Origin of the sequence: Qipengyuania polymorpha, from assembly GCF_019711435.1 — a bacterium.
Classification (GTDB): Bacteria; Pseudomonadota; Alphaproteobacteria; order Sphingomonadales; family Sphingomonadaceae; genus Qipengyuania; species Qipengyuania polymorpha.
Genome location: NZ_JAIGNK010000001.1, coordinates 667040 through 689574, shown reverse-complemented (window position 1 = coordinate 689574; position 22535 = coordinate 667040). Strand labels below are relative to the sequence as shown.

The window sequence follows — 22535 nt, the reverse complement described above, 5'->3', positions numbered from 1 at the left end:
CGACTCGCACTCGCCCGCAAACCCCAAGCATCACACGGAATTCGAAACTAAAATGGGCTTCTGGAACAACATCTTCAAATTCGGCGTGCAGAACATGGCGATCGACCTCGGTACCGCCAACACGCTGGTCTATGTGCAGGATCAGGGCATCGTCCTGAACGAGCCGAGCGTCGTCGCGCTCGAATTCATCAACGGCCAGAAGCGTGTGAAGGCCGTTGGCGACGATGCGAAGATGATGATGGGCAAGACGCCAGATTCCATCGAAGCCATTCGCCCCTTGCGCGACGGCGTGATTGCCGACCTCGACGTGGCCGAGGAGATGATCAAGCACTTCATCAAGAAGGTGAACGGTCGTCGCAGCCTGATGCGCTATCCCGAAATCACCATCTGCGTGCCCTCGGGTTCGACCAGCGTCGAGCGCCGCGCGATCCGCGATGCCGCTTCGAACGCCGGCGCCTCGCAGGTCTACCTCATCCTCGAGCCCATGGCAGCGGCCATCGGCGCGGACATGCCCGTGACCGAGCCCGTCGGTTCGATGGTCGTCGATATCGGCGGCGGCACGACCGAAGTTGCGGTCCTGTCGCTGCGCGGCCTTGCTTACACCACCTCGGTGCGCACCGGCGGCGACAAGATGGACGAAGCCATTGTCTCCTACGTCCGACGACACCACAACCTCCTCATCGGCGACAGCACCGCCGAGCGCATCAAGAAGGATTACGGTGTCGCACGCCCGCCCGAAGACGGCACGGGCGAACAGATCACCATCAAGGGCCGCGACCTCGTCAACGGCGTTCCCAAGGAAATCACGATCAACCAGGGTCACATCGCCGAGGCACTGTCTGAGCCTATCGGTGCCATCGTCGAAGGCGTGCGCATCGCGCTCGAAAACACCGCGCCCGAACTCGCCGCAGACATCGTCGACCAGGGCATTGTGCTGACCGGTGGCGGTGCGTTGATCGGTGGTCTCGACGAATACCTGCGCGAGGAAACCGGCCTGCCCGTCACGATTGCGGAAGACCCGCTTTCCTGCGTGGCGGTCGGCACCGGTCGGGCGATGGAAGATCCGGTCTATCGCGGCGTGTTGATGACCGCATAAGGGGGCAAGCGCGATGGCGCCGAGCAGTCAGCGGCGCTCCAGCTATTCCAAGCGGGCGCAATACAATCTGTTCACCGGCTACATCGTGGCCGGGGTCGGCGCTCTTCTGGGCGCCGTCCTGCTTGGCATCTCCTTCTTCCAGCCCCAGCTTTTCGGCGGCCCGCGCGGCGCGGCGCAGGACGCTGCCTCTCCCGCGACCGAGACTGTGGCGGCGGCACGAACGGGCTCGAAATCGCTGTGGGACAGTATCAGCGGCTATTACCGCGCCGGTTCGAAGAATGCCGAGCTCAAGCGCGAAATGGAACTGGCGCGGATCCGGCTCGAGGAAGCCGAAGCATTGCGCCAGGAAAATGTGCGCCTCAAGGGCCTGCTCGGCCTGCAGGAGGAAGAGCGCAAACCGGTGGCCGTAGCACGGCTGGTCGGCTCGACGGCTTCGAGCACCCGCCGTTTTGCCTATCTGGGCGCTGGCTCGGAGGATGGCGTAACTGTCGGCATGCCCGTGCGCAGCCCGCGCGGCGTAGTGGGGCGCATCCTTGAAACCGGCAGCCTGTCTTCGCGCGTTCTCCTGCTGACAGATAGCGAGAGCGTCCTGCCCGTTCGCCGGGCGGGCGACGAAACCGTTGCCTTTGCCGAAGGGCGCGGCGACAGCCTGCTGCGGATCAAGCTGATCAATCTCGGCATCAATCCCCTGAAGGTCGGCGATATGTTCGTGACCAGCGGTGCGGGTGGATATTATCCCCCGGGCATCGCAGTGGCGATCGTCACCGAACTCACCGACGACGGCGGCCTTGCGCGTATCGTGAGCGATCCGGCCGCCACCGATTATGTCTCGGTCGAACCCATCTTCGAACCCGATGCTGCCACCGGCGCCGAAACGCCCATCGAGACGGAACTGGGCGACTGATGGAGCGGATCGACCCGCGTGCCCGCAGCGATGCCTACGGCAGCCGCCTGAACCGCTCGCATTCCCCCCTGCTCGCCAATGTCGTGCCCTGGCTATCGATCATGCTGGGGAGCCTGGTTCCGATTTTCTTCATTGCCGCCGCGCTGCCGATGGTGCCGCCGCTGGGTTTCCTCATGCTGCTCGGCTGGAGGCTCGTGCGGCCCGGCCTGTTGCCGGTCTGGGCCGGCATTCCGCTCGGTATCTTCGATGATCTCTACAATGGCCAACCCTTCGGCTTTGCCATTTTCACCTGGTCTGTGACTCTTCTCCTCATCGAGGCTTCGGAAATGCGCCTTCCCTGGCGCGCCTTCTGGCAGGACTGGCTGATCGCCGGCTTGCTGGGCGTGCTTTACCTCTTTTCAGGATGGTTGCTCTCGGGCGCCCCGCTGACATCGGCATCGCTCGCCGCAATCGTGCCCCAGCTGGTCCTCACCATCCTCGTTTTCCCCATTATCTCGCGCGTGGTTGCCCGTCTCGACCTGTGGCGCCTGTGGCGCTGGAAGAGGCTCTGATGGGCCTGTTCGGACGAAAGAAAGCACGCACCAAGCGGCGCGATCTGGTCAGCCAGACGACGCTCGACAACGCTTTCACCCGCCGCACCTTCGTCATCGGTGCCGGAATGGGCGGTATCGGGACCATTCTCGCCGCACGCATGGCCTATATCGCCATCGCCGAAAACGAGCGCTGGGTCCTCGAAAGCGAAAGCAATCGGGTCAACCTCTCGCTGATCCCGCCGCGCCGCGGCTGGATACTCGACCGCAACGGCGCCCCGCTTGCTTCGAATCGCGCCGACTTCCGTGTCGATGTCATTCCCGACCGCATGGACGATGCCGCGGCCACACTTGGCCAGCTGGCAGGCCTGCTCAACCTGTCGCAGAATGCCGTCGCGGATATCCTCAAGAAAATCGACGACGCGAGGGGCTTCCAGCCCATCGAAGTTGCCACCGGGCTCGATTACGACCAGTTCGCCGCCATCAGCGTGCGCCTGCCCGACCTGCCCGGCGTCGTGCCGCAGCGCGGCTTCTCCCGCTACTATCCGACCGGAGCGACCGTGGGTCACCTGATCGGCTACGTCGGCCCGGCGTCGGCGGAAGAGTACGAGGAAAACCCCGACCCCATCCTCATTACGCCGGGCTACAAGATCGGCAAGGATGCCCTCGAGGCGCAGTTCGAAGAGGAATTGCAGGGCACGCCCGGGGCACGGCGCGTCGAGGTCACCGCCTCGGGCCGCATCGTGCGCGATCTGGAAACGCGCGAGGACAAGCAGGGAGCATCGGTTCGGCTGACCATCGATGGCCCGCTCCAGGACTATGCCGCTCGGCGCATCGGCCTGGAAAGCGGCTCCTGCGTGGTGATGGATTGCGATACGGGCGACATCCTGTGCATGTCCTCCATGCCCAGTTTCGACCCGAACAGCTTCTCCGCAGGCATTGGCCGCGTCGAGTACTCGATGTTGCGCGAAGACGAGCGCGTGCCTCTGCGCAACAAGGTCCTGAAAGGCCTGTACCCGCCCGGTTCGACTGTAAAACCAATGCATTGCATGGCCTTCCTCGATGCTGGTGTGAAGCCGGAAGAGGCCATCATCTGCGGCGGTGGTCGGCGTATCGGTAACCGCTTCTTCAATTGCTGGAGCAATCACGGCCGGGTCGACATGGCAAAGGCCATCTACCAGTCCTGCGACAGCTATTTTTACCATTTTGCCCAACAGGTCGGCTTCGACCAAGTAGCAAAATGGGCCCACAAGATGGGGCTGGGCGAGGAATTCGACTTGCCCGTCACTAGCCAGTTCTACGGCACCGTGCCCGACCCGGCCTGGAAGCAGCGCAAATACGACCAGGCCTGGCAGCCTTACGACACGGTCAACGCATCGATCGGCCAGGGCTACTACCTCGTGAACCCGCTGCAACTGGCAGTCATGAGCGCGCGCCTTGCCACAGGCAACAAGGTCGTGCCGCACCTGCGCATGGACGACCCGCGCCCCGAATTCGAGCATTTCGACTTTACCGCAAGCGAGATCGATTATGTCCGCAAGGCCATGAGCGATGTGGTCAACGGTCCCGGCACTGCGGGACGCGCCAAATTGCCGATCGAGGGCATCCAGATGGCGGGCAAGACCGGCACCGCGCAGGTCGTCTCGCTGAGCATCTCGAACGGCAAGACCGGCCCGTGGAAATATCGCGACCACGGCTTGTTCGTGTTTTTCGCCCCCTTCGACAAGCCGAAATATGCCGGTGCCGTCGTGATCGAGCACGGTGGCGGTTCGGGCGCTGCCTATCCCATCGCACGAGATGTCATGACTTTCCTGTTCGATCCGGTGAAGGGCATGGAGGCCCTGCGCCCGCTCGAGGAGCAATGGGGCGGCACCGCCCAGCAGCGGCTCGATGCGAAATATCGCGCTTACGCCCAAGCGGCAGGCGAAGTCGTCGAGCCCGTACCCCAGCGTACCGAACAGATTTTCGACCAGGTCGAGGCCGAGGCACGCCTCGCCCAGCGCCAGTCCGAAGCCATGGCCGCGCAGGCCGAAGGGTCTCGCGCAGAAGGCTCACGTCCACCGAGCACCTCAGGTGAAGTTAGCCCGCGAGGTACTGGCGAATGAGCGGAATCATCCCCGCACCCGTGGCGCGCCAGCCATGGATGATGCTGTTCCCGCTGTTCGGCCTCATCGGCTTCGGCGCACTGATCTTGACCTCTGCGGCAGCCGGCGACTTCGACCAATACGCCAAGGGCCATCTGCTGCGGTTCGCCATTCTGTTCACCATGGCCGTCGTCATTTCGCGCTTCAACAAGCCGACAGTGCAATTGCTCACCTATCCGGGCTATATCGGCGTCCTTCTCTTGCTCCTGGCGGTCGAAGTCATGGGGCAGGTGCAGGGAGGCAGCCAGCGCTGGCTTGAAGCTGGCCCGATTCGCATCCAGCCGTCGGAACTGATGAAGCCGGCCGCTGTGCTGGCGCTTGCGCACTACTACGGGGGCCTTCCGGTCGGCATGGTCCCCAATTTCCGTGCGCTTATCCCTGCAGGTGCCATCATCCTGCTGCCGATTTCCTTCGTGCTCCTGCAGCCGGATCTCGGCACGTCGCTCGCCATCGCATTCGGCGGATTCGTGGTCATGTTCCTGGCAGGGCTGCCCTTGCGCTGGTTCCTTGCTGCGGGCGCTGCCGGGCTGGCCTTGCTCCCGGTCGCCTTCTTCGTGGGCTTGCAGGAATACCAGCAGAAGCGCGTGCTCACCTTCCTCGACCCCGAGAACGACCCGCTTGGCGACGGCTACCAGATAACCCAGTCCAAGATCGCCATCGGCTCGGGCGGACTGTTCGGCAAGGGCTTCAACGAAGGATCGCAAAGCCATCTCAACTACCTTCCAGAACCGCACACCGACTTCGTCTTTGCGACCATGGCGGAGGAGTGGGGGTTTGCCGGCGGCCTGTTCATCCTGTTCTGCTTCGGCCTCATCCTGTTCTGGGGCCTGAAAGTGGCTTCGAATGCCGCCGACCGCTTCTCCAAGCTGCTCGCTGCGGGGATGACGGCGACCATTTTCTTTTACATCGCCATCAACCTGCTGATGGTCATGGGCTTCGCGCCGGTGGTGGGCATTCCGCTGCCTTTCATCAGCCACGGCGGCAGCTCGATGATGACCAACATGATTTGTATCGGGGTGCTGATGATGGTGCACCGCTGGAATCGCAAGGCCCCGCGGACCGGCCTTATCGTTGGCTAGCCAAAGCGCAATCAGGCCCGGATGGGTAGGTGTGGTACCGGGCGAAAAAAATCCTTGGCGCGGTCGATTCGAGCGGCTCTGTGGAACCATGCCTCGACCACGACGCTCCTTTTTAAAGGTCCATTGGTGCTTAGGCGTTCGAGCGGTCCCGCGCGTTTCTCCGTGTTCTCGCTATCTCACCAGAAATCCCGCATTCATCCCGCCTCCTTAGGGCTGTCCCCCAGCCGCGTGACTAGCAAAAATGCTTTCGGGCGTTATAAGCACGCTGCAAATTGGTCACCCGGCGAAGTGAGGAGCGCGAGCGGTGACATAAGGAAACTAACGTGGTCGCAAGAACGAGCCTCTCGCAAGAGGCCGATACAAATCAGGACGCGCTCGCCGACTGCGAGAGCATGGCGAAAGCCGCAGGCGATGGAGCTTGCGGCGAGGTGTTGTTATCGCTGTGCAATCGTCAGGTCTCCGGCGAGGATACGACTGTTTGGGATATCCACCGCCTGACGGGTCTTGCTTTGCACGAGGCATTCGCTGCCTTGCGCACGCTCGAATACGGTAAAGTCGTCGACATTCTCGACAATCCGGCGGACCCCTTCGGCGCCACCATCAGGCTGCGCGAAGAAGGTCTCGGCAACCTGCGCCGCCAGTCGGCAGCATAATTTTCAAATTAGCGCTTTTATTCGGCGAAGCAGCCGCTATATGAGCGCCTCCCCCGAGTCGGGGGCCGCCCGCAACACCGGGCGAAACGCGGAACAAACGCCGTGAGTGTGGACGCATAGCTCAGTTGGTAGAGCAGCTGACTCTTAATCAGCGGGTCCTAGGTTCGAGCCCTAGTGCGTCCACCATTTTTCTTCACATCGCTGACCCTACGGCAAGGCGCACATCGCGCTTTACGCCAGCTTTCGCGCCCGCGTGAAAGGTTGCATTCGGAGATGCACCTGCGCATGAGACGCTCAATCATGGCGCGCGGCAGGAGAGAGATGTGAGCGACTTCGAAACCATTCTGACGAAGACCGAGGATTCGGTTCTCACCATCACGCTCAATCGCCCCGAGCGGCTCAATGCCTGCCCCCCGCAAATGGCGGATGAAATCTTTGCAGCTGTTCGCGACCGTGGCGATGTGCGCGCCATCCTGCTGAAGGGCGAAGGGCGTGCGTTCTGTTCGGGAGCCGACCTTGCGGGGAATGCCGAGATGCGCATTTCGGGCGGCAACCGCGCCTTCACTTCGCTCAGCCAGCACTACAATCCGATGATCCAGGCGCTGGCCAGCGTGCCGGTGCCGGTTGTGTCGATGGTACAAGGTCCGGCGGCTGGTGTCGGCTGCTCGATCGCATTGGCGGCCGATTTCGTGATTGCGGGCAAGAGCGGCTATTTCCTGCAGGCCTTCGTCAATATCGGACTCGTGCCCGATGGCGGGTCGAGCTGGATGCTGCCGCGCCTCGTCGGGACCGCGCACGCCACGCGCATGATGATGCTGGGCGAGAAAATTCATGGCGAAGAAGCCGAGCGCATCGGCCTCATCTACAAATGCGTCGAGGATGACGCGCTTGAGGCAGAGGCAACCGCATTGGTGAAGCGCCTCGCCGGTGGTCCGACCGCAGCGCTCGGACTGATGAAGCAGACGCTGCGCGATGGATTGCAGGCGGACCTCGGTTCGACGCTCGCAGCGGAAGCGGCGGCCCAGCGACAGGCGGGCGACACCAAGGATGCGGTCGAGGGTGCGCTTGCCTTCCTGCAAAAGCGCAAGGCCGAATTTACGGGCTCCTGAGCCGTGTCTCGCGTCACACCAGAAGAGGTCGCTGAATGGCATCAGGCTGTCGGGCGCGAAGAGGTTGCCGAGCAGGTGCTCGATGCCGCTGCCTTGCGACGGTTCGCCCAGGCCGTGGGTCTGGATGACGAATCGCAAGACCCGCCGCTGCCGCACTGGGCCTGGTTCCTGCCGTCCCCGCTCGACGGCGAGATAGGTGCCGACGGGCATCCGCGCCGGGGCGATTTCCTGCCCGATGTTTCACTCCCGCGCCGGATGTATGCCGGCGCGTCGATGGAATTTGCAGGTGACATCGAACTTGGCGCAGAGGCGCGGCAGACGAGCCGGGTGGCCGAACTCACTCACAAGGCGGGGCGCAGCGGCGACCTCGTGTTCGCCAAGGTCGAGAAGCGGCTCGAACAAGGCGGCGCGCTGAAGGTGCGCGAGGTGCAGACCTACGTTTATCGCGACGAAGGCGAGCGTCTCGGGATGCCTGTCCCCTCCGACACACCGCCCGAAGGGGAGGTTTGGCAACCGGACGAGGTCAATCTCTTCCGCTTCTCGGCAGCGACGGCCAACGGCCACCGCATCCATTACGACCACCCCTACACGACCGAGGTCGAGGGCTACCCGGCCCTCATCGTGCACGGTCCTTTCACGGCAGCGAAACTGGCCGGTCTGGCAATGCGCAACGGGCCACTTGCGAGGTTCTCATTCCGCGCCATGGCTCCGCTATTCCTCGGCCAGCCGATATACCTGCGACGCGCCGGAAAGGGCCAGTTCGAAGCTATCCGTTGCGACGGCGCGATCGCGATGAGTGCCGAGGCTACTTACCGCTAGAACGAACGCGGCATGCCCAGCACGTGTTCGCCCACGAAACTCAGGATGAGGTTCGAGCTGATGGGCGCAACCTGGTAGAGGCGCGTTTCGCGGAACTTGCGCTCGATGTCATATTCGCTGGCAAATCCGAAGCCGCCGAAAGTCTGCATGCAGGCATTGGCGGCCTTCCACGAGCTTTCGGCGGCGAGGTACTTGGCCATGTTGGCTTCCGCCCCGCAGGCCTTGCCCTCGTCGAACAGGCGGCAGGCCTCGTAGCGCATCAAGTCGGCGGCGCGTACCTCCATGTAAGCCTGCGCGATGGGGAACTGGACGCCTTGGTTGGCGCCGATGGGGCGGTCGAAAACGATGCGCTCGGACGAGTAATTCGCAGCGCGCTCGATGAACCAGTAGCCATCGCCGATGCATTCCGCGGCAATCAGCGCGCGCTCGGCATTGAGCCCGTCGAGGATGTAGCGAAAGCCTTTCCCCTCCTCCCCGATGAGGCTGTCGGCAGGGAGTTCGAGGCCGTCGAAGAACACCTCGTTGGTCTCGTGATTGACCATGTTGCGGATGGGGCGGATTTCCATTCCGTTGCCGATAGCCTTGTCGAGGTCGACGAGGAAAATGGACAGCCCCTCGGTCTTCTTCGCCACTTCCTCGCGCGGGGTCGTACGGGCGAGCAGTATCATCAGGTCCGAATGCTGGATGCGGCTAATCCAGACCTTCTGGCCGGAGACGACGTATTTGTCGCCCTGCCGCACGGCGCGAGTCTTGAGTTCGGTGGTGTTGGTGCCGGTGGTCGGCTCGGTCACCGCCATCGACTGCAGGCGGATGCGCCCTTCCGCGATAGCCGGAAGATAGCGCTGCTTCTGCTCCGCCGAGCCATGCCGCAGCAGCGTGTTCATGTTGTACATTTGCCCGTGGCAGGCGCCCGAATTGCCCCCTGCCCGGTTGATTTCCTCCATGATGATGGAGGCTTCAGTCAGCCCCAGCCCTGCCCCGCCGAACTCCTCGGGGATGAGGGCCGCCATCCAGCCCTCTTTTGTCAGCGCCTCGACGAATTCCTCGGGATATTCGCGCGCTTCGTCCACCTTGCGGAAATAGGCATCGCCGAACCCTGCCACGAGGGCGCGGACGGCGGAGCGGATTTCGGGATGGTCGTCGCGTGCGGCGGGGATTGTCATGGGAGGGATGCTTCCGGCGAAATGCGGATTATGTCAACGAGGGGCTCAGCGCCTCACACAGAATGTGAACTCCGGTTGCACATCACATTTCGATGTGATAGCGGCGCTGCCATGAACACCATCGACAAAGTCCGCACCCTCATCGGAAACGGCCTCATGACCCGCGCTGGCCTCGCCCGCGCCGCCGGTCTCCATGCCAACACCTTGCGCGATTGCACCGAGGATAGCTGGAACCCGACCGCCGACACACTCGGCAAGCTCGAAAGCTTCCTCGAGGCCAATGACGAAACCCCCGTGATCGTCGGCGCCGAGGAAATCATCGACGAAGCGCGCAATGGCCGCATGTTTATCCTGGTCGATGACGAAGACCGCGAGAATGAGGGCGACCTCGTCATTCCAGCGCAGATGGCGACCCCCAACGCCATTAATTTCATGGCCACGCATGGCCGCGGGCTCATCTGCCTCTCGCTCGACACCAAACGCGTGAAAGCGCTCGGCCTCGAGCCGATGAGCCGCGACAATCGCGAGAGCATGCAGACCGCCTTCACCACCTCCATCGAAGCGAAGACGGGCGTCACCACCGGCATCAGCGCCGCCGACCGCTCGCGCACTGTCTCGGTCGCCATCGACCCGACCAAGGGCCCGGACGATATCGTCACCCCCGGCCATGTCTTCCCGCTCACCGCCCGCGATGGCGGCGTGCTGGTGCGCGCAGGCCATACCGAGGCAGCGGTCGATATCTCGCGTCTTGCCGGTCTCAACCCCTCGGGCGTGATTTGCGAAATCATGAAGGACGACGGGACCATGGCGCGTCTCGACGACCTCGTCAGCTTCGCGCGCAAGCACGACATGAAAATCGGCACCATCCGCGATCTCATCGAATACCGCATGCGCCACGATCATCTCGTCGAGCGCATTGCCGAGGACACATTCGATTCCGACTATGGCGGCAGCTGGAAAATGCTGACCTACCGCAACACGGTCGACGGCAGCGAAAGCTATGTCCTGCAGAAGGGCGAAGTGAAGCAGGGCCAGCCCACCCTCACCCGCGTCCACCCGATTTCGATTTTCGACGACGTGCTCGGCAAGCCCGGCCCGCGCAAGCGCACCCTGCAGCGCGCGATGGAGGTGATGGGCGAGCACGGCTCGGGCATCATCGTCATCATCACCGGCCGGCCGGCGAGCGGCTATGGCGGCAAGGGTGACGAGCGCAATGTCGGCATCGGTTCGCAAATCCTCGCCGACATGGGCGTGGAGGACATGATCCTGCTCAGCAATTCCCAGCCCAACGTCGTGGCGATTGAAGGCTATGGCCTCGAAATCGTCGACCACATGCCCATTCCGGAGTGACCCACATGGCCAATTTCCTCATCGTCGAAGCGCGTTTCTACGACCACCTCAACGACATGCTGGTGGCGGGCGCCAAGGCCGCGCTCGAAGCCGCCGGCCATTCGGCCGAGGTCCTCACCGTCCCCGGCGCGCTCGAAATTCCCGGAGCCATTGCCATGGCTGCCGAAACGGGCCGCTATGACGGCTTCGTCGCCATCGGCGTGGTCATCCGCGGCGAGACCTATCACTTCGAAATCGTCGCGGGCGAAAGCGCGCGCGGCATCATGGCGCTGACCATGGACGGCATTGCCATCGGCAATGGCATCATCACGGTCGAAAACGAGGAACAGGCCCTCGTCCGCGCCGACCCGTCGAAGAAGGACAAGGGCGGCGAAGCAGCCAAGGCGGCGCTGGCGCTGCTCGATTTGCAGTCCCGTTTCGCGGGTTAGGCCGCTCCGTCGAGCATCCCTTCCAGCCCAAGCGGGGCGAAGGGACCAAGGATAAGCTGCTCGAATACGCCGATGCCATCGCGGCCATCGCTGCCATTCGCGCGTACCAGCGTCTGGACGTGCAGGTTTTCCGGCGCGAGCGGGTCGAGGGTGGCAAGGTCGATATCCTCCCGCTCCACCCGCAATGCGCCGTGGTGCATGCCGTGACCCCACTCGGGATGGGTGTAACCGAGTCCGCGCATCTGGAAGCGACCCAGCGGCTCGAACGTCACCTGTTCCGGAGCGCCATGCGCTGCTAGTGAGAGCGTCCCACCGGAGGGCCAGCGCGTGCCAGCCTCGAGCCGCGTGCGCATGCTGCCATGGCCTTCGACGATATCCCGCGCATCGGCACCATCGGGCGCCCAGGCGGCGCGCGTGTTCCATGCCCTGCCTTGGCTATCGTTGTTGACGTGGAAGAACAGGCTGCCGGTCGGGAAGCTGATGGGGGTCCATTGCCAGAAGAAGCTCGGCACGGGCGCGCCGGGCATGGGCTGCGTGTCGCGCGCGCCAATAGGGCGCACGCCCCAGCTGCGGTCGCGCGTTCCTGCCGTGCCATCGACCATGTCCTGCCGCTCGCCATCAAGCGAAATCCAACCGTTGTAGTGGCCGTTCTGCGTCATGCGCGTGTAGTCCATGAAGGCGCGCGGACCGATGCGGTGGGTGAAGCGCGGCTCCTCGATGGGAAAGGCGCGGCCGGTGAAGGTGAACTCGCCCGCGATGCCATCGGTGTCGTCCACCGTGACCTTGAGCGCATGCAGCGGTTCGACCACCTCGATGGCGATGGGACCGACCCGCATGGCCATCCGCTCCATCCCCATTTCGCAGCTGGCGTGAAGGCAGTATTGCGTGCCGCCGCGGATGAAGCTGAAATGCGCGTCGGCAACGTCGAGATGCGGATAGACCCCCAGCGCGAGCGCAAAGAAGCCACTGCCGTCGGGCGCATAGCCGTTGAAGAAGTAGCGGTCGTAGAAATTGCGGTCGGTGCCGGCATAGGCGACCGGCTCCGCGGTCTGGTGGAGCGGGTATTCGTCGCCTTTTGAAAGTGCCATCGCTACTCCTCCCTCAAGACCCCGATGCTGTCGTGCTTCAATGCCAGAGCGCAAGCGCCGCGCGCCATCGACAGGAAATTCTCGTCCCCGCGTGCGGTGCGCTCGACGAAGGCCGCGCTGAAGACGGCGGTCGAAACACCGTGCAATATGCCGCGCCTGTAGTCGCGTTCGATAGCCTCGCGGGAGAGGGTGACGCCGCGCTGCGCCATCTCGGCCAGGTAGAGCTCGACCAGTTCCTCCTCGTGGTCGAGGCCGAGCTGCCCGATGCCGCAGCCGAGGAAATAGCCGACATCGGTCATCGCCTTGCCCACGGTTACCGTCTGCCAGTCGAGGACGGCAATAGGCTCCATCCCGCCGCGAATGTCGAACAGCATGTTGTCGAGGCGGAAGTCGCCATGGACGAGGCACTGCACCTCTTGGTCGCGGCGGTAATAAACCTCGGTCGCTTCGGCGAGCTGGTCGCACACGGCCATGTATTCCGGCTCGAGCGTGCCGGCATAGCGCTCACGGAAAGAGGCCTGAGCTTGCGGGTACATCGCACCGACCTTAGCCCCGAGGTCTTCGGGCGGCTGTATCCAGGCGGCCTCGATAATCTCGTCTCTCTCCCAACTCGGCGCGTGGATGGCAGCCGCTTGCCGCATGGCGGCGCATGCATCAGCAATGTCACAGCCCTTGATCTGGTCGCCTTGCCTCGCCGGGCCCAAGTCCTCGAACAGCAGGATGAACTCGCTGCCATCCTCGCTGGCATTGGCGAACTGGACTTGCGGGACACGCACATCGAGCAGCGGCGCGGCCTGCCGGTAGAACGCGACCTCCTTGGCATAGAGACCGAACATCGCAGCTGTCCCCCGGCTGTTGTCATCGGCTGCGGGGAATTTTCCGGCTAGGGTCGCAGGCGCGCCCTCCCCTTCGAGATGAAAGCGCACGCTGTCGCCGACCTGCCCCGTGCCGATAGGCTCCCAGCGCACATCCGACACGCACACGCCTAATGTGTCGGACAGCCAATCGGCAGTCACCTCGTCTGGATGGACAGGAAATCTGGCCAAGCCCCTCTCCCACAAAGAGCAATTCCGGAACGCTAACGCGCCAAAGCCGTCGTTGCAATCATGGGAAAGTTGGCAATTATGGGAAAGGGCTCAGCATGAACGGACCGCTCGAATGGATTGCCTCCATCGGCACGGTCGTGGCCGCATCGATGATAGCCTTCGACATGGGCCGCCGCGCGACCGCGTGGGGCTTCATCCTGTTTTGCCTCGTCTCGGCGCTATGGATTTATATCGGGCTGACGCAGGACGCGATGCCGCTCGCCGCGATGAACGGATTGCTCCTGCTCATCAACGGCTGGGGCGTGTGGCAATACTGGTTCCACCCGAAAAACCGGGCGGAAGACTAGCCGCTCAGCAGATTTTGACGCCGAAGCAGTCGCGGCCCGCATATATCGCGCTGTCGCCCAGTTCTTCCTCGATGCGGATGAGCTGGTTGTACTTCGCGAGCCGGTCGCTGCGCGCAAGGCTGCCGGTCTTGATCTGGCCGCAGTTCGTGGCGACCGCGAGGTCGGCAATCGTCGCGTCCTCGGTCTCGCCCGAACGGTGCGACATGACTGAAGTGTAGCTGGCGCGGCTGGCAATGCTGACCGCGTCGAGCGTTTCGGACAGCGTGCCGATCTGATTGACCTTCACCAGCAGCGAGTTTGCAAGACCCTGGTCGATGCCTTCGCGCAGGCGCTGCGGGTTGGTGACGAAGAGATCGTCGCCGACCAGCTGGATGGTCTTGCCGATGCGCTGGGTCAGTGCTGCCCAGCCTTCGAAATCGTCTTCCGCCATGCCGTCCTCAATCGAGCGGATGGGATAGTCGCGGCACAGCTTGTCGAGATATTCGGCCATTTCCGGGCCATCGAGCGAGAGCCCTTCGCCCGAAATTTCGTACTTTCCGTCGCGATAGAACTCGGTCGAGGCGCAATCGAGCGCGAGGACCACGTCGTCACCGGGCGTGAACCCGGCCTGTTCGACCGAGGACATGATGAAATCGAGCGCCTCGCGCGTGCCGGCGAGGTTCGGGGCGAAACCGCCCTCGTCACCGACCGAGGTAGCAAGACCCTTCTGCGACAGGCCCTTCTTCAGCGTGTGAAAGATTTCCGCACCCCAGCGCACGGCTTCCGCAATACTGTCCGCGCCCACCGGCATGACCATGAATTCCTGGATGTCGATGGGATTGTCGGCATGCTCGCCGCCATTGATGATGTTCATCATCGGCACGGGCAGGACATGCGCCGAGACGCCGCCGATATAGCTGTAGAGCGGCAGGCCGCGCGCATTGGCCGCGGCCTTGGCGGTCGCCATGCTGACACCCAGGATACCGTTCGCGCCCAAGCGCCCCTTGTTGGGCGTATCGTCGAGGGCAATCATCGAATGGTCGACGTCGCGCTGGTCCTCGGCATCGAAATTGCCGACCAGAAGGTCGCGAATTTCGGTGTTCACCGCGTCGACCGCCTTGGTCACGCCCTTGCCGAGATAGCGGTCCTTGTCTGCATCGCGCAGTTCGACGGCTTCATGCGCGCCGGTCGAGGCACCCGAAGGCACCGCCGCGCGGCCGAAACTGCCGTCTTCGAGCAGGACATCGACCTCCACCGTGGGATTGCCCCGGCTGTCAAGGATTTCGCGTGCGTGGATGTCGATGATTGCGGTCATTTCGGAACACTCTCCGGCGTCAGGTGTTGTAATAGTATAGGACACCCCTAAATGGGGAATATGCGAAGCGCTCTATGCGTCGGAACACACCCGCGCAAGTTGCGTTGCACCATAGAAGGCCGGGTTTCCGAGAACGCCCGGAAAATGAATACGAATTGAGGGAAAACGGAAAAAACACATGGCCGACACAACCGCAGGCGGAACGCCCAAGAAGCGCAAGACCGCGACCACCAAGAAAACCAGCACCGCGAAGAAGCCGCGCAAGACCGTGGCGAAGAAGGGTGCAGCCAAGGAGATGACTCCCGTGACCAACACTGCAATCGACACCGAAACCACCACTACCAATCCGCACCGTGCCGAAGCCAAGAGCCGCTTCAACGCTGCCCTTGAAGAAGCCAAGGCCGGCGCAGCCGCCCTTCGCGCAGAAGGCAAGGAGCGCGCAGGCGCGCTTCGTGGCCAGGCCAAGGGCAAGAGCCAGGACTGGGTGAGCGAAGCCAAGACCTATGGCGCCGACGCCAAGGTCAAGGGCAAGGAACTCGCCACCGAAGGCAAGGTCAAGACCAGCGAGGGACTGCGTGCGCTCAGCAGCACCATCTCCGAGAATGCCTATCAGGTCGATGAAAAGCTCGGCGCGAAATATGGCGATTATGCCCGCAGCGCCTCGACTGCGCTCAACGATTATGCCGCCAAGCTCGACGAAAAATCGGTCGATGACCTGGTCGAAGATGGCCGCGAATTCGTCCGCAAGAGCCCGGGTACGGCAATCGGCATTGCCGCAGTCGCCGGCTTCCTTCTCTCGCGCCTCTTCCGTCGCTGATAGCGAGCGGATAGAGGGGCAGCATGAGGGACGAAGAAACAGGTGACCGGGCGGGCTATGAAGGCCCGCTCGACATCCCCGACAGCTACGAAGACGATGCGAGCGACGAGCCGGTTCATGGCCCGTCGCTCGCCGACGACGTGCTGGCGTTGTTCGAGGACGGAAAGACCTATGCCGAAGCCGAGGTCGCATACCAGAAGAGTCGCGCCAGCTTCGCCGCCAATCGCCTCAAGGGTGCCATTGCCTTCGGGCTTGGCGCCTTTGGCGTTTTGCACCTTGCGCTGATCGCGGCGACGGTCGGGGCCGTGATCGCCCTCGCCCCGCTGGTGGGCCCCTGGATTGCAACGGCGATCGTGACGATTGCCCTGATCATCCTCGGGGTCATGTTCCTCGTGGCCCTCAAGGGCCGTATCGACGATATCCGCTCGGCATTTACGGACGATGGCGATGAGTGACCGCAAGACCCGCATGCTCGAGGATAAGTACCTGCGCGATTCTGCCAGGGCTCTCGTCGATGCCGATATCAAGCACCTGAAGGCCGACCTTGCGCACAAGGGTGTGGGTGATCGCATCATGGACCGCGCCAAGGAAGGTGCGCTGGACCTTTACGAAGAAGCGATCGAGGTTGCCGAAGACAACAAGGGGGCGCTCGCCGCGCTCCTTGCCGCCGTCGCGGTATGGTTCGCGCGCAACCCCCTCCTTTCGCTCTTGGGGCTGGAGCCGGATGAAGCGGACGGGGAATGGGACGAAGAGGGAGCATATTCGGAACGGTAGCGCGGTCCAAATCGTTGATTTATCGAACACGAATTCAAGAGGTATGTAATGTCCGACACCGCGACGACCAATGTCACCCCCATCAGCGCAGACAGCAAACTGACCGATCAGGAAAAGCGCGAACAGCTTCGTGCCCGTATCGAGGCAGGCGAGAAGCGCCATGAAGAGCGCAGCGTTCTCGACCAGGCCAAGGACGTGGCCGACAGCGCTGTCGAATTCGCAAAGAAGCACCCGATTGCCACGATTGCCGGTGCCATCACCATCGGTCTCGCCATCGGCGCGATGACCAAGCGCGGTCGCGACCTCGGTCGCCGCGGCGGTTCGTGGGCTTCCTATGCGGCCGATGCCGCACTGGCCTACGGCCTGTCGATGGTCGAAAGCGCTACCGACAAAGTGGAAGATCTCGGCGATGCGGCAGGAACGCAGGCCCGCCGCCTGAAGCGCGATGCCGGTTACCGTCTCGATTCGATGAGCGATACGCTCCGCTCGAGCGGCCGCCGCGCCAACCGCAAGTCGTCGCGAGCCTATCGCGATCTGCGCGCACGCCTCGGCAGCTAAACCGAATCTAAACCAAACCAGCGTAGCGGCGTGACAGGGTTGCCTGTCGCGCCGCTTCCGCTATGGGGCGTGGCCGTATCTCCTCCCCAAATGGAAGAACGGACCAATGGAAGAAAAAGAGAGCAAACAGACGCTCTATCTCGTGATGGGCGGCCGCGTGACCGACCCGCGCAGCGTAACCTTTTCCGACCCCGAGAGCATCCACGTCGCTGGCGTGTTCTCGACCTATGAAGACGCCGAGAGCGCCTGGCGCGGCAACGCCCAGCGCACGGTCGACGATGCGGAAATGAAATACGTCATCGTCCACCTGCACAAGCTGCTCGACCCGGAAGCATAAGGCAGCAGACACGCAATGGGCTATTCGATCCGGTCATTCGAGGAAGGCGATGCCGAAGCGCTGGAAGCGCTGGGGCGCGCCGCAATCGGCGAGATCGGACCGGAAGCCTATAGCGAAGAGCAGGTCGAGGCCTGGCTCGAACATTATCCGGGCGCGGATTACTACGACGAGCATGCGCAGGCAGGTTCGCTGTTTTTCATCGCCGCGGATGATGACGACACGCCGGTGGCCTATGCCCTGCTCGAGCCCACCGGACACCTCGACCATCTCTACTGCCATCCCGACCACACCAAGGAAGGACTGGCAGCAACGCTGCTCGAAACGGCAGCCGCCTACGCCAAGTATCACGGCATTACCCACCTCTTCACCGAGGCGAGCGAAATCGCCAAGCCGGCTTTCGAAAGCGCCGGCTATACGGCGATGAAGAAGCGCACCTTCGAAATCGAGGGCGTGGAAATCACCAACTGGGCGATGGTGCGCGAAATCGAAGTGGCGAAGGCAGCCCCGAAAAAGACGGGTCGCCTGTTCGGCGCGTGATATTGCCCGCCCGGCCCTGCACGAGGACGCGCGGGCCGGACAGCAATTACATCAGACGAATTCGATTTTCTCGACGAGGTAGAACTTGTCGCCGCTCGGCACGGTGACTTCGATTTCATCATCGACCTTCTTGCCGATCAGCGCACGCGCGATCGGCGAGGTGTAGCTGATACGGCCCTTGCTCGCATCCGCCTCGGTCTGGCCGACAATCTGGTACTTCACCGGCTTGTCGTCTTCGTCGAGCAGCGTCACCGTCGCGCCGAAAATGACCTTGTCGCCAGAAAGCGTGGTGGGGTCGATAATCTGCGCGCGGCCGATCTTGCCTTCGAGGTCGCCGATCATCGCTTCGACCTGGCCCTGGCGTTCCTTGGCAGCGTGATACTCGGCATTTTCCGAAAGGTCGCCATGCGCACGCGCTTCCTCGATTGCATCGACGATTTGCGGACGTTCGGCCCGCAGAGCCTTGAGGTCCGCGGTCAGTTTTTCATAGCCCTCTTGCAGCATCGGCACCTTGTCCATGCGCGCAATTCCTTCCTGCTTGGCGCCCCTCCCCGGACAATTCGACCCCCACCCGCAAATCTGCGGAACCTGTCGGGACCGAATGTGAGGAAGGATACGCGTCTAGTTCTTGTCAGCTATAATAGTCTTGCAAGGAACGCACTTCAAGCTGCTCGGTCGAAACCTCCGCAATTGCCCGTGCCGCAGCCGCGCTGCCGGCGGCGGTGGTGTAATAGGGAAGCTTCTTTTCGAGCGCCGCCTCGCGGATGGACTGGCTGTCCAATAGCGACTGCCAGCCCTCGGTCGAGTTGAAGATGAGCGACACTTCGCCATCGATAATTGCATCGACGATGTGCGGGCGACCTTCGGCCACCTTGTTGACGCGCTCCACCTCGAGCCCGTTGTCGGCGAGGAACTTCTGCGTCCCGCCCGTGGCGATGACCTTGAAGCCTTGCTCGAGGATGGTCTTCACTGCGGGCAAAATGACTTCCTTGTCGCTGTCCTTGACCGAGACGAAGACCGTCCCGCCCTTGGGCAGCATCATGCCTGCGCCCAGCTGCGACTTGTAGAAGGCCGCCGGGAAACCGCGGTCGATGCCCATGACTTCGCCGGTCGATTTCATCTCGGGCGAAAGGACCGGGTCCGAACCGGGGAAACGCGCGAAGGGGAAGACGGCTTCTTTCACCGCCATGTGGTCGGGCTTCAGGTCGAAGTGCTCGAAGCTCGACAGCGGCTCGCCCGCCATGACGCGCGCGGCGACCTTGGCGACCGGCTGGCCGATGGCCTTGGCAACGAAGGGCACGGTGCGGCTGGCGCGCGGGTTGACCTCGATGAGGTAGACCTCGCCGTCCTTCACCGCGAACTGCACGTTCATGAGGCCCCGCACTTCGAGTGCTTCGGCCAGAGCCTTCGCCTGGCGTTCCATCTCCTCGACGATCTCGGCGGGCAGGCTGTACGGCGGCAGGGTGCAGGCGCTGTCGCCCGAGTGCACGCCCGCTTCCTCGATATGCTGCATCACGCCGGCGATGCGCACCTCATTGCCGTCGGAGACGACATCGACGTCGCATTCGACCGCGTCGCGCAGGTACTGGTCGACCAGAACGGGGCTATCGCCCGACACGTTGACGGCGGTGTTGATGTAATCGTCGAGCTGCGGTTCGCTGTCGACGATCTCCATCGCGCGGCCGCCCAAAACGTAGCTCGGGCGCAGCAACACCGGATAGCCGATGCGCGCAGCAGCTGCTGCGGCTTCGTCACGGCTCTTGGCGATGCCGTTCAAGGGCTGCATCAGGTTCAGCTTGTTGACCAGCTTGGCGAAACGCTCGCGGTCTTCGGCAAGGTCGATAGCATCGGGGCTGGTGCCGAGGATGGGAATACCCTCGCGCTCCAGCGCGGCGGCCAGCTTGAGCGGCGTCTGCCCGCCGAACTGGACAATCACACCGACCACTTCGCCCTTCGACATCTCGACGCGCATGATTTCGAGCACATCTTCCTCGGTCAGCGGCTCGAAATAGAGACGGTCGGAGGTGTCGTAATCGGTCGAAACCGTCTCGGGGTTGCAGTTGACCATGATCGTCTCGAACCCGGCCTCGGCCAGCGCGAAACAGGCGTGGACGCAGCAATAGTCGAACTCGATGCCCTGCCCGATACGGTTCGGACCACCGCCGAGGATGACGATCTTCTTGCGGTCGCTCGGATCTGCCTCGTCCTCGCTCTCGCCGAAGCTGGGCGCTTCGTAGGTCGAGTACATGTAAGGCGTAATGGCCTCGAATTCGGCGGCGCAGCTGTCGATGCGCTTGTAGACCGGATAGACGCCAAGCTTGTGGCGCAGCTTGCGCACTTCCTGCTCGCTCGTCGCGCCAGCCATGGCGCGCAGCGCGTCGTGCAGCAGACCCGAACGGCGCGCCTGCGTTTCGGCGAGGCCGCCAGCCACACCGACCGAACGCACCGCCAGAGTGGCAAGTCGCTTGTCGGAGAAGCCCATCGCCTTCAGGCGGCGCATTTCCGCCTCGTCGCGCGGGAGGCCGTTGTGGCCGAGCATCCGCTCTTCGTAGATGATCGCTTCGATCTGGCGCAGGAACCACGGGTCGAAGCCGGTAATCTGGGCGATTTCCTCGACCGTGAACTCCTCGCGGAAGGCTTGGGCAATCTTGAGGATGCGGTCGGGCGTGCGCTGGCTGAGCGCGGCGGTAATCTTCTCGCGGCTGACACCTTCAAGTTCGGGCACGCGGTTGAACCCGTCGAGACCCGTTTCGAGACCACGAAGCGCTTTCTGCATCGATTCTGCAAAACAGCGACCGATGGCCATGACTTCGCCGACCGACTTCATCGCCGTCGATAGCTCGTTCTTGGAGCCCTTGAACTTCTCGAAGGCGAAACGCGGGATCTTGGTCACGACATAGTCGATGGTCGGCTCGAAACTCGCAGGGGTCGCGCCGGTAATTTCGTTCTGGATTTCATCGAGCGTGTAGCCCACCGCCAGCTTCGCCGCTACGCGCGCGATGGGGAAGCCGGTGGCCTTCGAGGCCAGCGCCGAGGAGCGCGAGACACGCGGGTTCATCTCGATGACGATGAGGCGGCCATCCTTGGGATTGACTGCGAACTGTACGTTCGAACCGCCTGTTTCCACACCGATTTCGCGCAGCACCTCGATCGAGGCGGTGCGCATGATCTGGTATTCCTTGTCGGTCAGCGTCAGCGCCGGGGCGACGGTGATGGAGTCGCCCGTATGCACTCCCATCGGGTCCACATTCTCGATGGAGCAGATGATGATGCAATTGTCCTTGCGGTCGCGCACCACCTCCATCTCGTATTCCTTCCAGCCGAGGAGCGATTCCTCGATCAGGACCTCGGTAGTGGGCGATGCGTCGAGACCTTCGCGCACGATGCGCTCGAACTCGGCCTTGTTGTAGGCAATGCCGCCGCCTGTCCCGCCAAGCGTGAAACTGGGACGGATGATGGATGGCAAACCCGTGCGCTCGAGAACCTCATAGGCCTCGTCCACAGTGTTCGCGATGCCACTACGCGCGCTTTCGAGGCCGATCTTGTCCATCGCCTCGCGGAAGCGCTGGCGGTTTTCGGCCTTGTCGATCGCGTCAGCCTTGGCGCCGATCATCTCGACGCCGAACTTTTCCAACACGCCCATCTCGTCGAGCTTCAGCGCGCAGTTGAGCGCCGTCTGCCCGCCCATGGTCGGCAGGATGGCGTCGGGGCGTTCCTTCTCGATAATCTTGGCGACGATTTCGGGCGTGATCGGCTCGATGTAAGTCGCCCCGTCCGGCCCGCCGTTTTCGCCCTTCACCATTTCCGGATCGGTCATGATGGTCGCCGGATTGGAGTTCACCAGGATGACCCGGTAGCCCTCTTCTTTCAGCGCTTTGATGGCCTGGGTGCCGGAATAGTCGAACTCGCAGGCCTGCCCGATGATGATGGGGCCGGCGCCGATGACGAGGATCGAGGAGATGTCGGTGCGTTTGGGCATTACGTGTTCATGTCCTTAGGGGCTTCTACCCAATCGATGCGGATGAGCTTCGAGTTTTGCGGTCCGCCGGTACATCCGGAATATACGGTCTCTTCCAAGGTTCCTGCCGAACCAGCCGTGCGGAAAAGCGAGACATCTTCGGAGAAGAAAAACGCGCCGCCTGCGGGCACTTTCCCCTTGGTGAAGGCTTCTACCGCCTTGTCGGAATTACCCGAGGAAATGGTGATATGGGGTCGCTCTGCGGCAGGCTTTGCTTCGCCGAATTCTGCAGGGTCGGGCATGTCGCCATTCCCTTCCAACTCGTAGGTGTAATTGCCGAGCCAAGTCGCTCCACCAAGGCTTTTCGCGTTTTCGACATGCGTCGCAAACCGGGCGACACATTCGTCGGTCGTCTCAACCGCATTGCCAGAACAGGCTGCGAGCAACGCGAACATGCCGAGCAATGGCAATCGAGAGGCCGACTTGATGCGCATCGGGTTCAAA

The 22535-nt window shown here is 62.8% G+C and carries 24 protein-coding genes and 1 tRNA gene; 18 read left to right on the top strand and 7 right to left on the bottom strand.

Going from position 1 to position 22535, the window contains the following annotated elements:
* Window positions 1-52: 52 nt before the first annotated feature.
* From K3152_RS03440 to K3152_RS03400, 9 genes are all read left to right on the top strand, one after another.
* Window positions 53-1096, top strand: coding sequence for a rod shape-determining protein (locus K3152_RS03440; RefSeq protein ID WP_040963709.1), 1044 nt, complete (start codon window positions 53-55; stop codon window positions 1094-1096).
* Window positions 1097-1109: 13 nt separating this feature from the next.
* On the top strand, window positions 1110-2000 hold the full coding sequence (gene mreC / locus K3152_RS03435) for a rod shape-determining protein MreC (protein ID WP_221572610.1): 891 nt from the start codon (window positions 1110-1112) through the stop codon (window positions 1998-2000).
* A complete protein-coding gene (locus K3152_RS03430; protein ID WP_221572609.1) occupies window positions 2000-2551 on the top strand; it encodes a rod shape-determining protein MreD in 552 nt (183 codons plus the stop codon). The genes mreC and K3152_RS03430 overlap by 1 nt, the downstream gene beginning before the upstream one ends.
* Window positions 2551-4635 (top strand): penicillin-binding protein 2, encoded by a 2085-nt coding sequence (gene mrdA, locus K3152_RS03425; RefSeq protein ID WP_221572608.1) that lies wholly within the window; start codon window positions 2551-2553, stop codon window positions 4633-4635. Before K3152_RS03430 ends, mrdA begins: the two co-directional genes overlap by 1 nt.
* Complete coding sequence (rodA, locus tag K3152_RS03420; protein WP_221572607.1) at window positions 4632-5753, top strand: rod shape-determining protein RodA; 1122 nt, start codon at window positions 4632-4634, stop codon at window positions 5751-5753. The genes mrdA and rodA overlap by 4 nt, the downstream gene beginning before the upstream one ends.
* 323 nt (window positions 5754-6076) lie before the next feature.
* Window positions 6077-6406 carry a hypothetical protein gene (locus K3152_RS03415; RefSeq protein WP_221572606.1) on the top strand — a complete coding sequence of 110 codons (330 nt, stop codon included), beginning with the start codon at window positions 6077-6079 and terminating at the stop codon, window positions 6404-6406.
* 110 nt (window positions 6407-6516) lie between these two features.
* Window positions 6517-6592 (top strand) — tRNA-Lys (locus tag K3152_RS03410).
* 137 nt (window positions 6593-6729) lie between these two features.
* A complete protein-coding gene (locus K3152_RS03405) occupies window positions 6730-7515 on the top strand; it encodes an enoyl-CoA hydratase-related protein (RefSeq protein WP_221572605.1) in 786 nt (261 codons plus the stop codon).
* 3 nt (window positions 7516-7518) lie between these two features.
* Window positions 7519-8334 (top strand): HTD2 family dehydratase, encoded by an 816-nt coding sequence (locus K3152_RS03400; protein ID WP_221572604.1) that lies wholly within the window; start codon window positions 7519-7521, stop codon window positions 8332-8334.
* On the opposite strand, the gene K3152_RS03395 is transcribed toward K3152_RS03400, so the two are convergent.
* The gene (locus tag K3152_RS03395) at window positions 8331-9497 is read right to left on the bottom strand and encodes an acyl-CoA dehydrogenase family protein (RefSeq protein WP_221572603.1); all 1167 of its coding nucleotides are present in this window, start codon (window positions 9495-9497) and stop codon (window positions 8331-8333) included. The genes K3152_RS03400 and K3152_RS03395 overlap by 4 nt on opposite strands.
* 111 nt (window positions 9498-9608) lie before the next feature.
* Here K3152_RS03395 and ribB point away from each other — a divergent pair, with 111 nt between their 5' ends.
* Together ribB and ribH are read left to right on the top strand one after the other, a co-directional pair.
* On the top strand, window positions 9609-10847 hold the full coding sequence (ribB, locus tag K3152_RS03390; RefSeq protein WP_221572602.1) for a 3,4-dihydroxy-2-butanone-4-phosphate synthase: 1239 nt from the start codon (window positions 9609-9611) through the stop codon (window positions 10845-10847).
* Between the two features lie 5 nt (window positions 10848-10852).
* A complete protein-coding gene (gene ribH, locus K3152_RS03385) occupies window positions 10853-11275 on the top strand; it encodes a 6,7-dimethyl-8-ribityllumazine synthase (protein ID WP_221572601.1) in 423 nt (140 codons plus the stop codon).
* On the opposite strand, the gene K3152_RS03380 is transcribed toward ribH, so the two are convergent.
* Both K3152_RS03380 and K3152_RS03375 read right to left on the bottom strand, forming a co-directional pair.
* The gene (locus tag K3152_RS03380; protein ID WP_221572600.1) at window positions 11272-12363 is read right to left on the bottom strand and encodes an Rv3169 family protein; all 1092 of its coding nucleotides are present in this window, start codon (window positions 12361-12363) and stop codon (window positions 11272-11274) included. The genes ribH and K3152_RS03380 overlap by 4 nt on opposite strands.
* A 2-nt stretch (window positions 12364-12365) precedes the next feature.
* The gene (locus K3152_RS03375; protein ID WP_247713132.1) at window positions 12366-13409 is read right to left on the bottom strand and encodes an aminoglycoside phosphotransferase family protein; all 1044 of its coding nucleotides are present in this window, start codon (window positions 13407-13409) and stop codon (window positions 12366-12368) included.
* A 95-nt stretch (window positions 13410-13504) separates the two neighbouring features.
* Between K3152_RS03375 and K3152_RS03370 the strand changes: the two genes are divergently transcribed.
* Entirely contained in the window at window positions 13505-13756 is a 252-nt protein-coding gene (locus K3152_RS03370) for a hypothetical protein (protein ID WP_221572599.1), read from the top strand.
* Window positions 13757-13760: 4 nt separating this feature from the next.
* On the opposite strand, the gene eno is transcribed toward K3152_RS03370, so the two are convergent.
* Window positions 13761-15050, bottom strand: a complete 1290-nt coding sequence (gene eno, locus K3152_RS03365) for a phosphopyruvate hydratase (RefSeq protein ID WP_221572598.1) — start codon at window positions 15048-15050, stop codon at window positions 13761-13763.
* 178 nt (window positions 15051-15228) lie between these two features.
* On the opposite strand from eno, the gene K3152_RS03360 reads away from it, so the two are divergent.
* The 6 genes from K3152_RS03360 to K3152_RS03335 all read left to right on the top strand — a co-directional run bounded on the left by K3152_RS03360 (window position 15229) and on the right by K3152_RS03335 (window position 18073).
* The gene (locus K3152_RS03360) at window positions 15229-15867 is read left to right on the top strand and encodes a hypothetical protein (RefSeq protein WP_221572597.1); all 639 of its coding nucleotides are present in this window, start codon (window positions 15229-15231) and stop codon (window positions 15865-15867) included.
* Between the two features lie 23 nt (window positions 15868-15890).
* Window positions 15891-16322 (top strand): phage holin family protein, encoded by a 432-nt coding sequence (locus K3152_RS03355; protein WP_221572596.1) that lies wholly within the window; start codon window positions 15891-15893, stop codon window positions 16320-16322.
* Window positions 16315-16641 carry a hypothetical protein gene (locus tag K3152_RS03350; protein WP_221572595.1) on the top strand — a complete coding sequence of 109 codons (327 nt, stop codon included), beginning with the start codon at window positions 16315-16317 and terminating at the stop codon, window positions 16639-16641. Before K3152_RS03355 ends, K3152_RS03350 begins: the two co-directional genes overlap by 8 nt.
* Before the next feature lie 48 nt (window positions 16642-16689).
* Window positions 16690-17199, top strand: coding sequence for a hypothetical protein (locus tag K3152_RS03345; protein WP_221572594.1), 510 nt, complete (start codon window positions 16690-16692; stop codon window positions 17197-17199).
* 106 nt (window positions 17200-17305) lie between these two features.
* A complete protein-coding gene (locus tag K3152_RS03340) occupies window positions 17306-17536 on the top strand; it encodes a DUF4170 domain-containing protein (RefSeq protein ID WP_040963686.1) in 231 nt (76 codons plus the stop codon).
* 15 nt (window positions 17537-17551) lie between these two features.
* Window positions 17552-18073 carry a GNAT family N-acetyltransferase gene (locus K3152_RS03335; RefSeq protein ID WP_221572593.1) on the top strand — a complete coding sequence of 174 codons (522 nt, stop codon included), beginning with the start codon at window positions 17552-17554 and terminating at the stop codon, window positions 18071-18073.
* Window positions 18074-18124: 51 nt separating this feature from the next.
* On the opposite strand, the gene greA is transcribed toward K3152_RS03335, so the two are convergent.
* The 3 genes from greA to K3152_RS03320 form a co-directional block, all read right to left on the bottom strand.
* Window positions 18125-18592 carry a transcription elongation factor GreA gene (gene greA / locus K3152_RS03330; RefSeq protein ID WP_247713131.1) on the bottom strand — a complete coding sequence of 156 codons (468 nt, stop codon included), beginning with the start codon at window positions 18590-18592 and terminating at the stop codon, window positions 18125-18127.
* 112 nt (window positions 18593-18704) lie between these two features.
* Window positions 18705-22052, bottom strand: a complete 3348-nt coding sequence (gene carB / locus K3152_RS03325) for a carbamoyl-phosphate synthase large subunit (protein WP_221572592.1) — start codon at window positions 22050-22052, stop codon at window positions 18705-18707.
* A complete protein-coding gene (locus tag K3152_RS03320) occupies window positions 22052-22525 on the bottom strand; it encodes a hypothetical protein (protein WP_221572591.1) in 474 nt (157 codons plus the stop codon). The genes carB and K3152_RS03320 overlap by 1 nt, the downstream gene beginning before the upstream one ends.
* Window positions 22526-22535 lie beyond the last annotated feature (10 nt).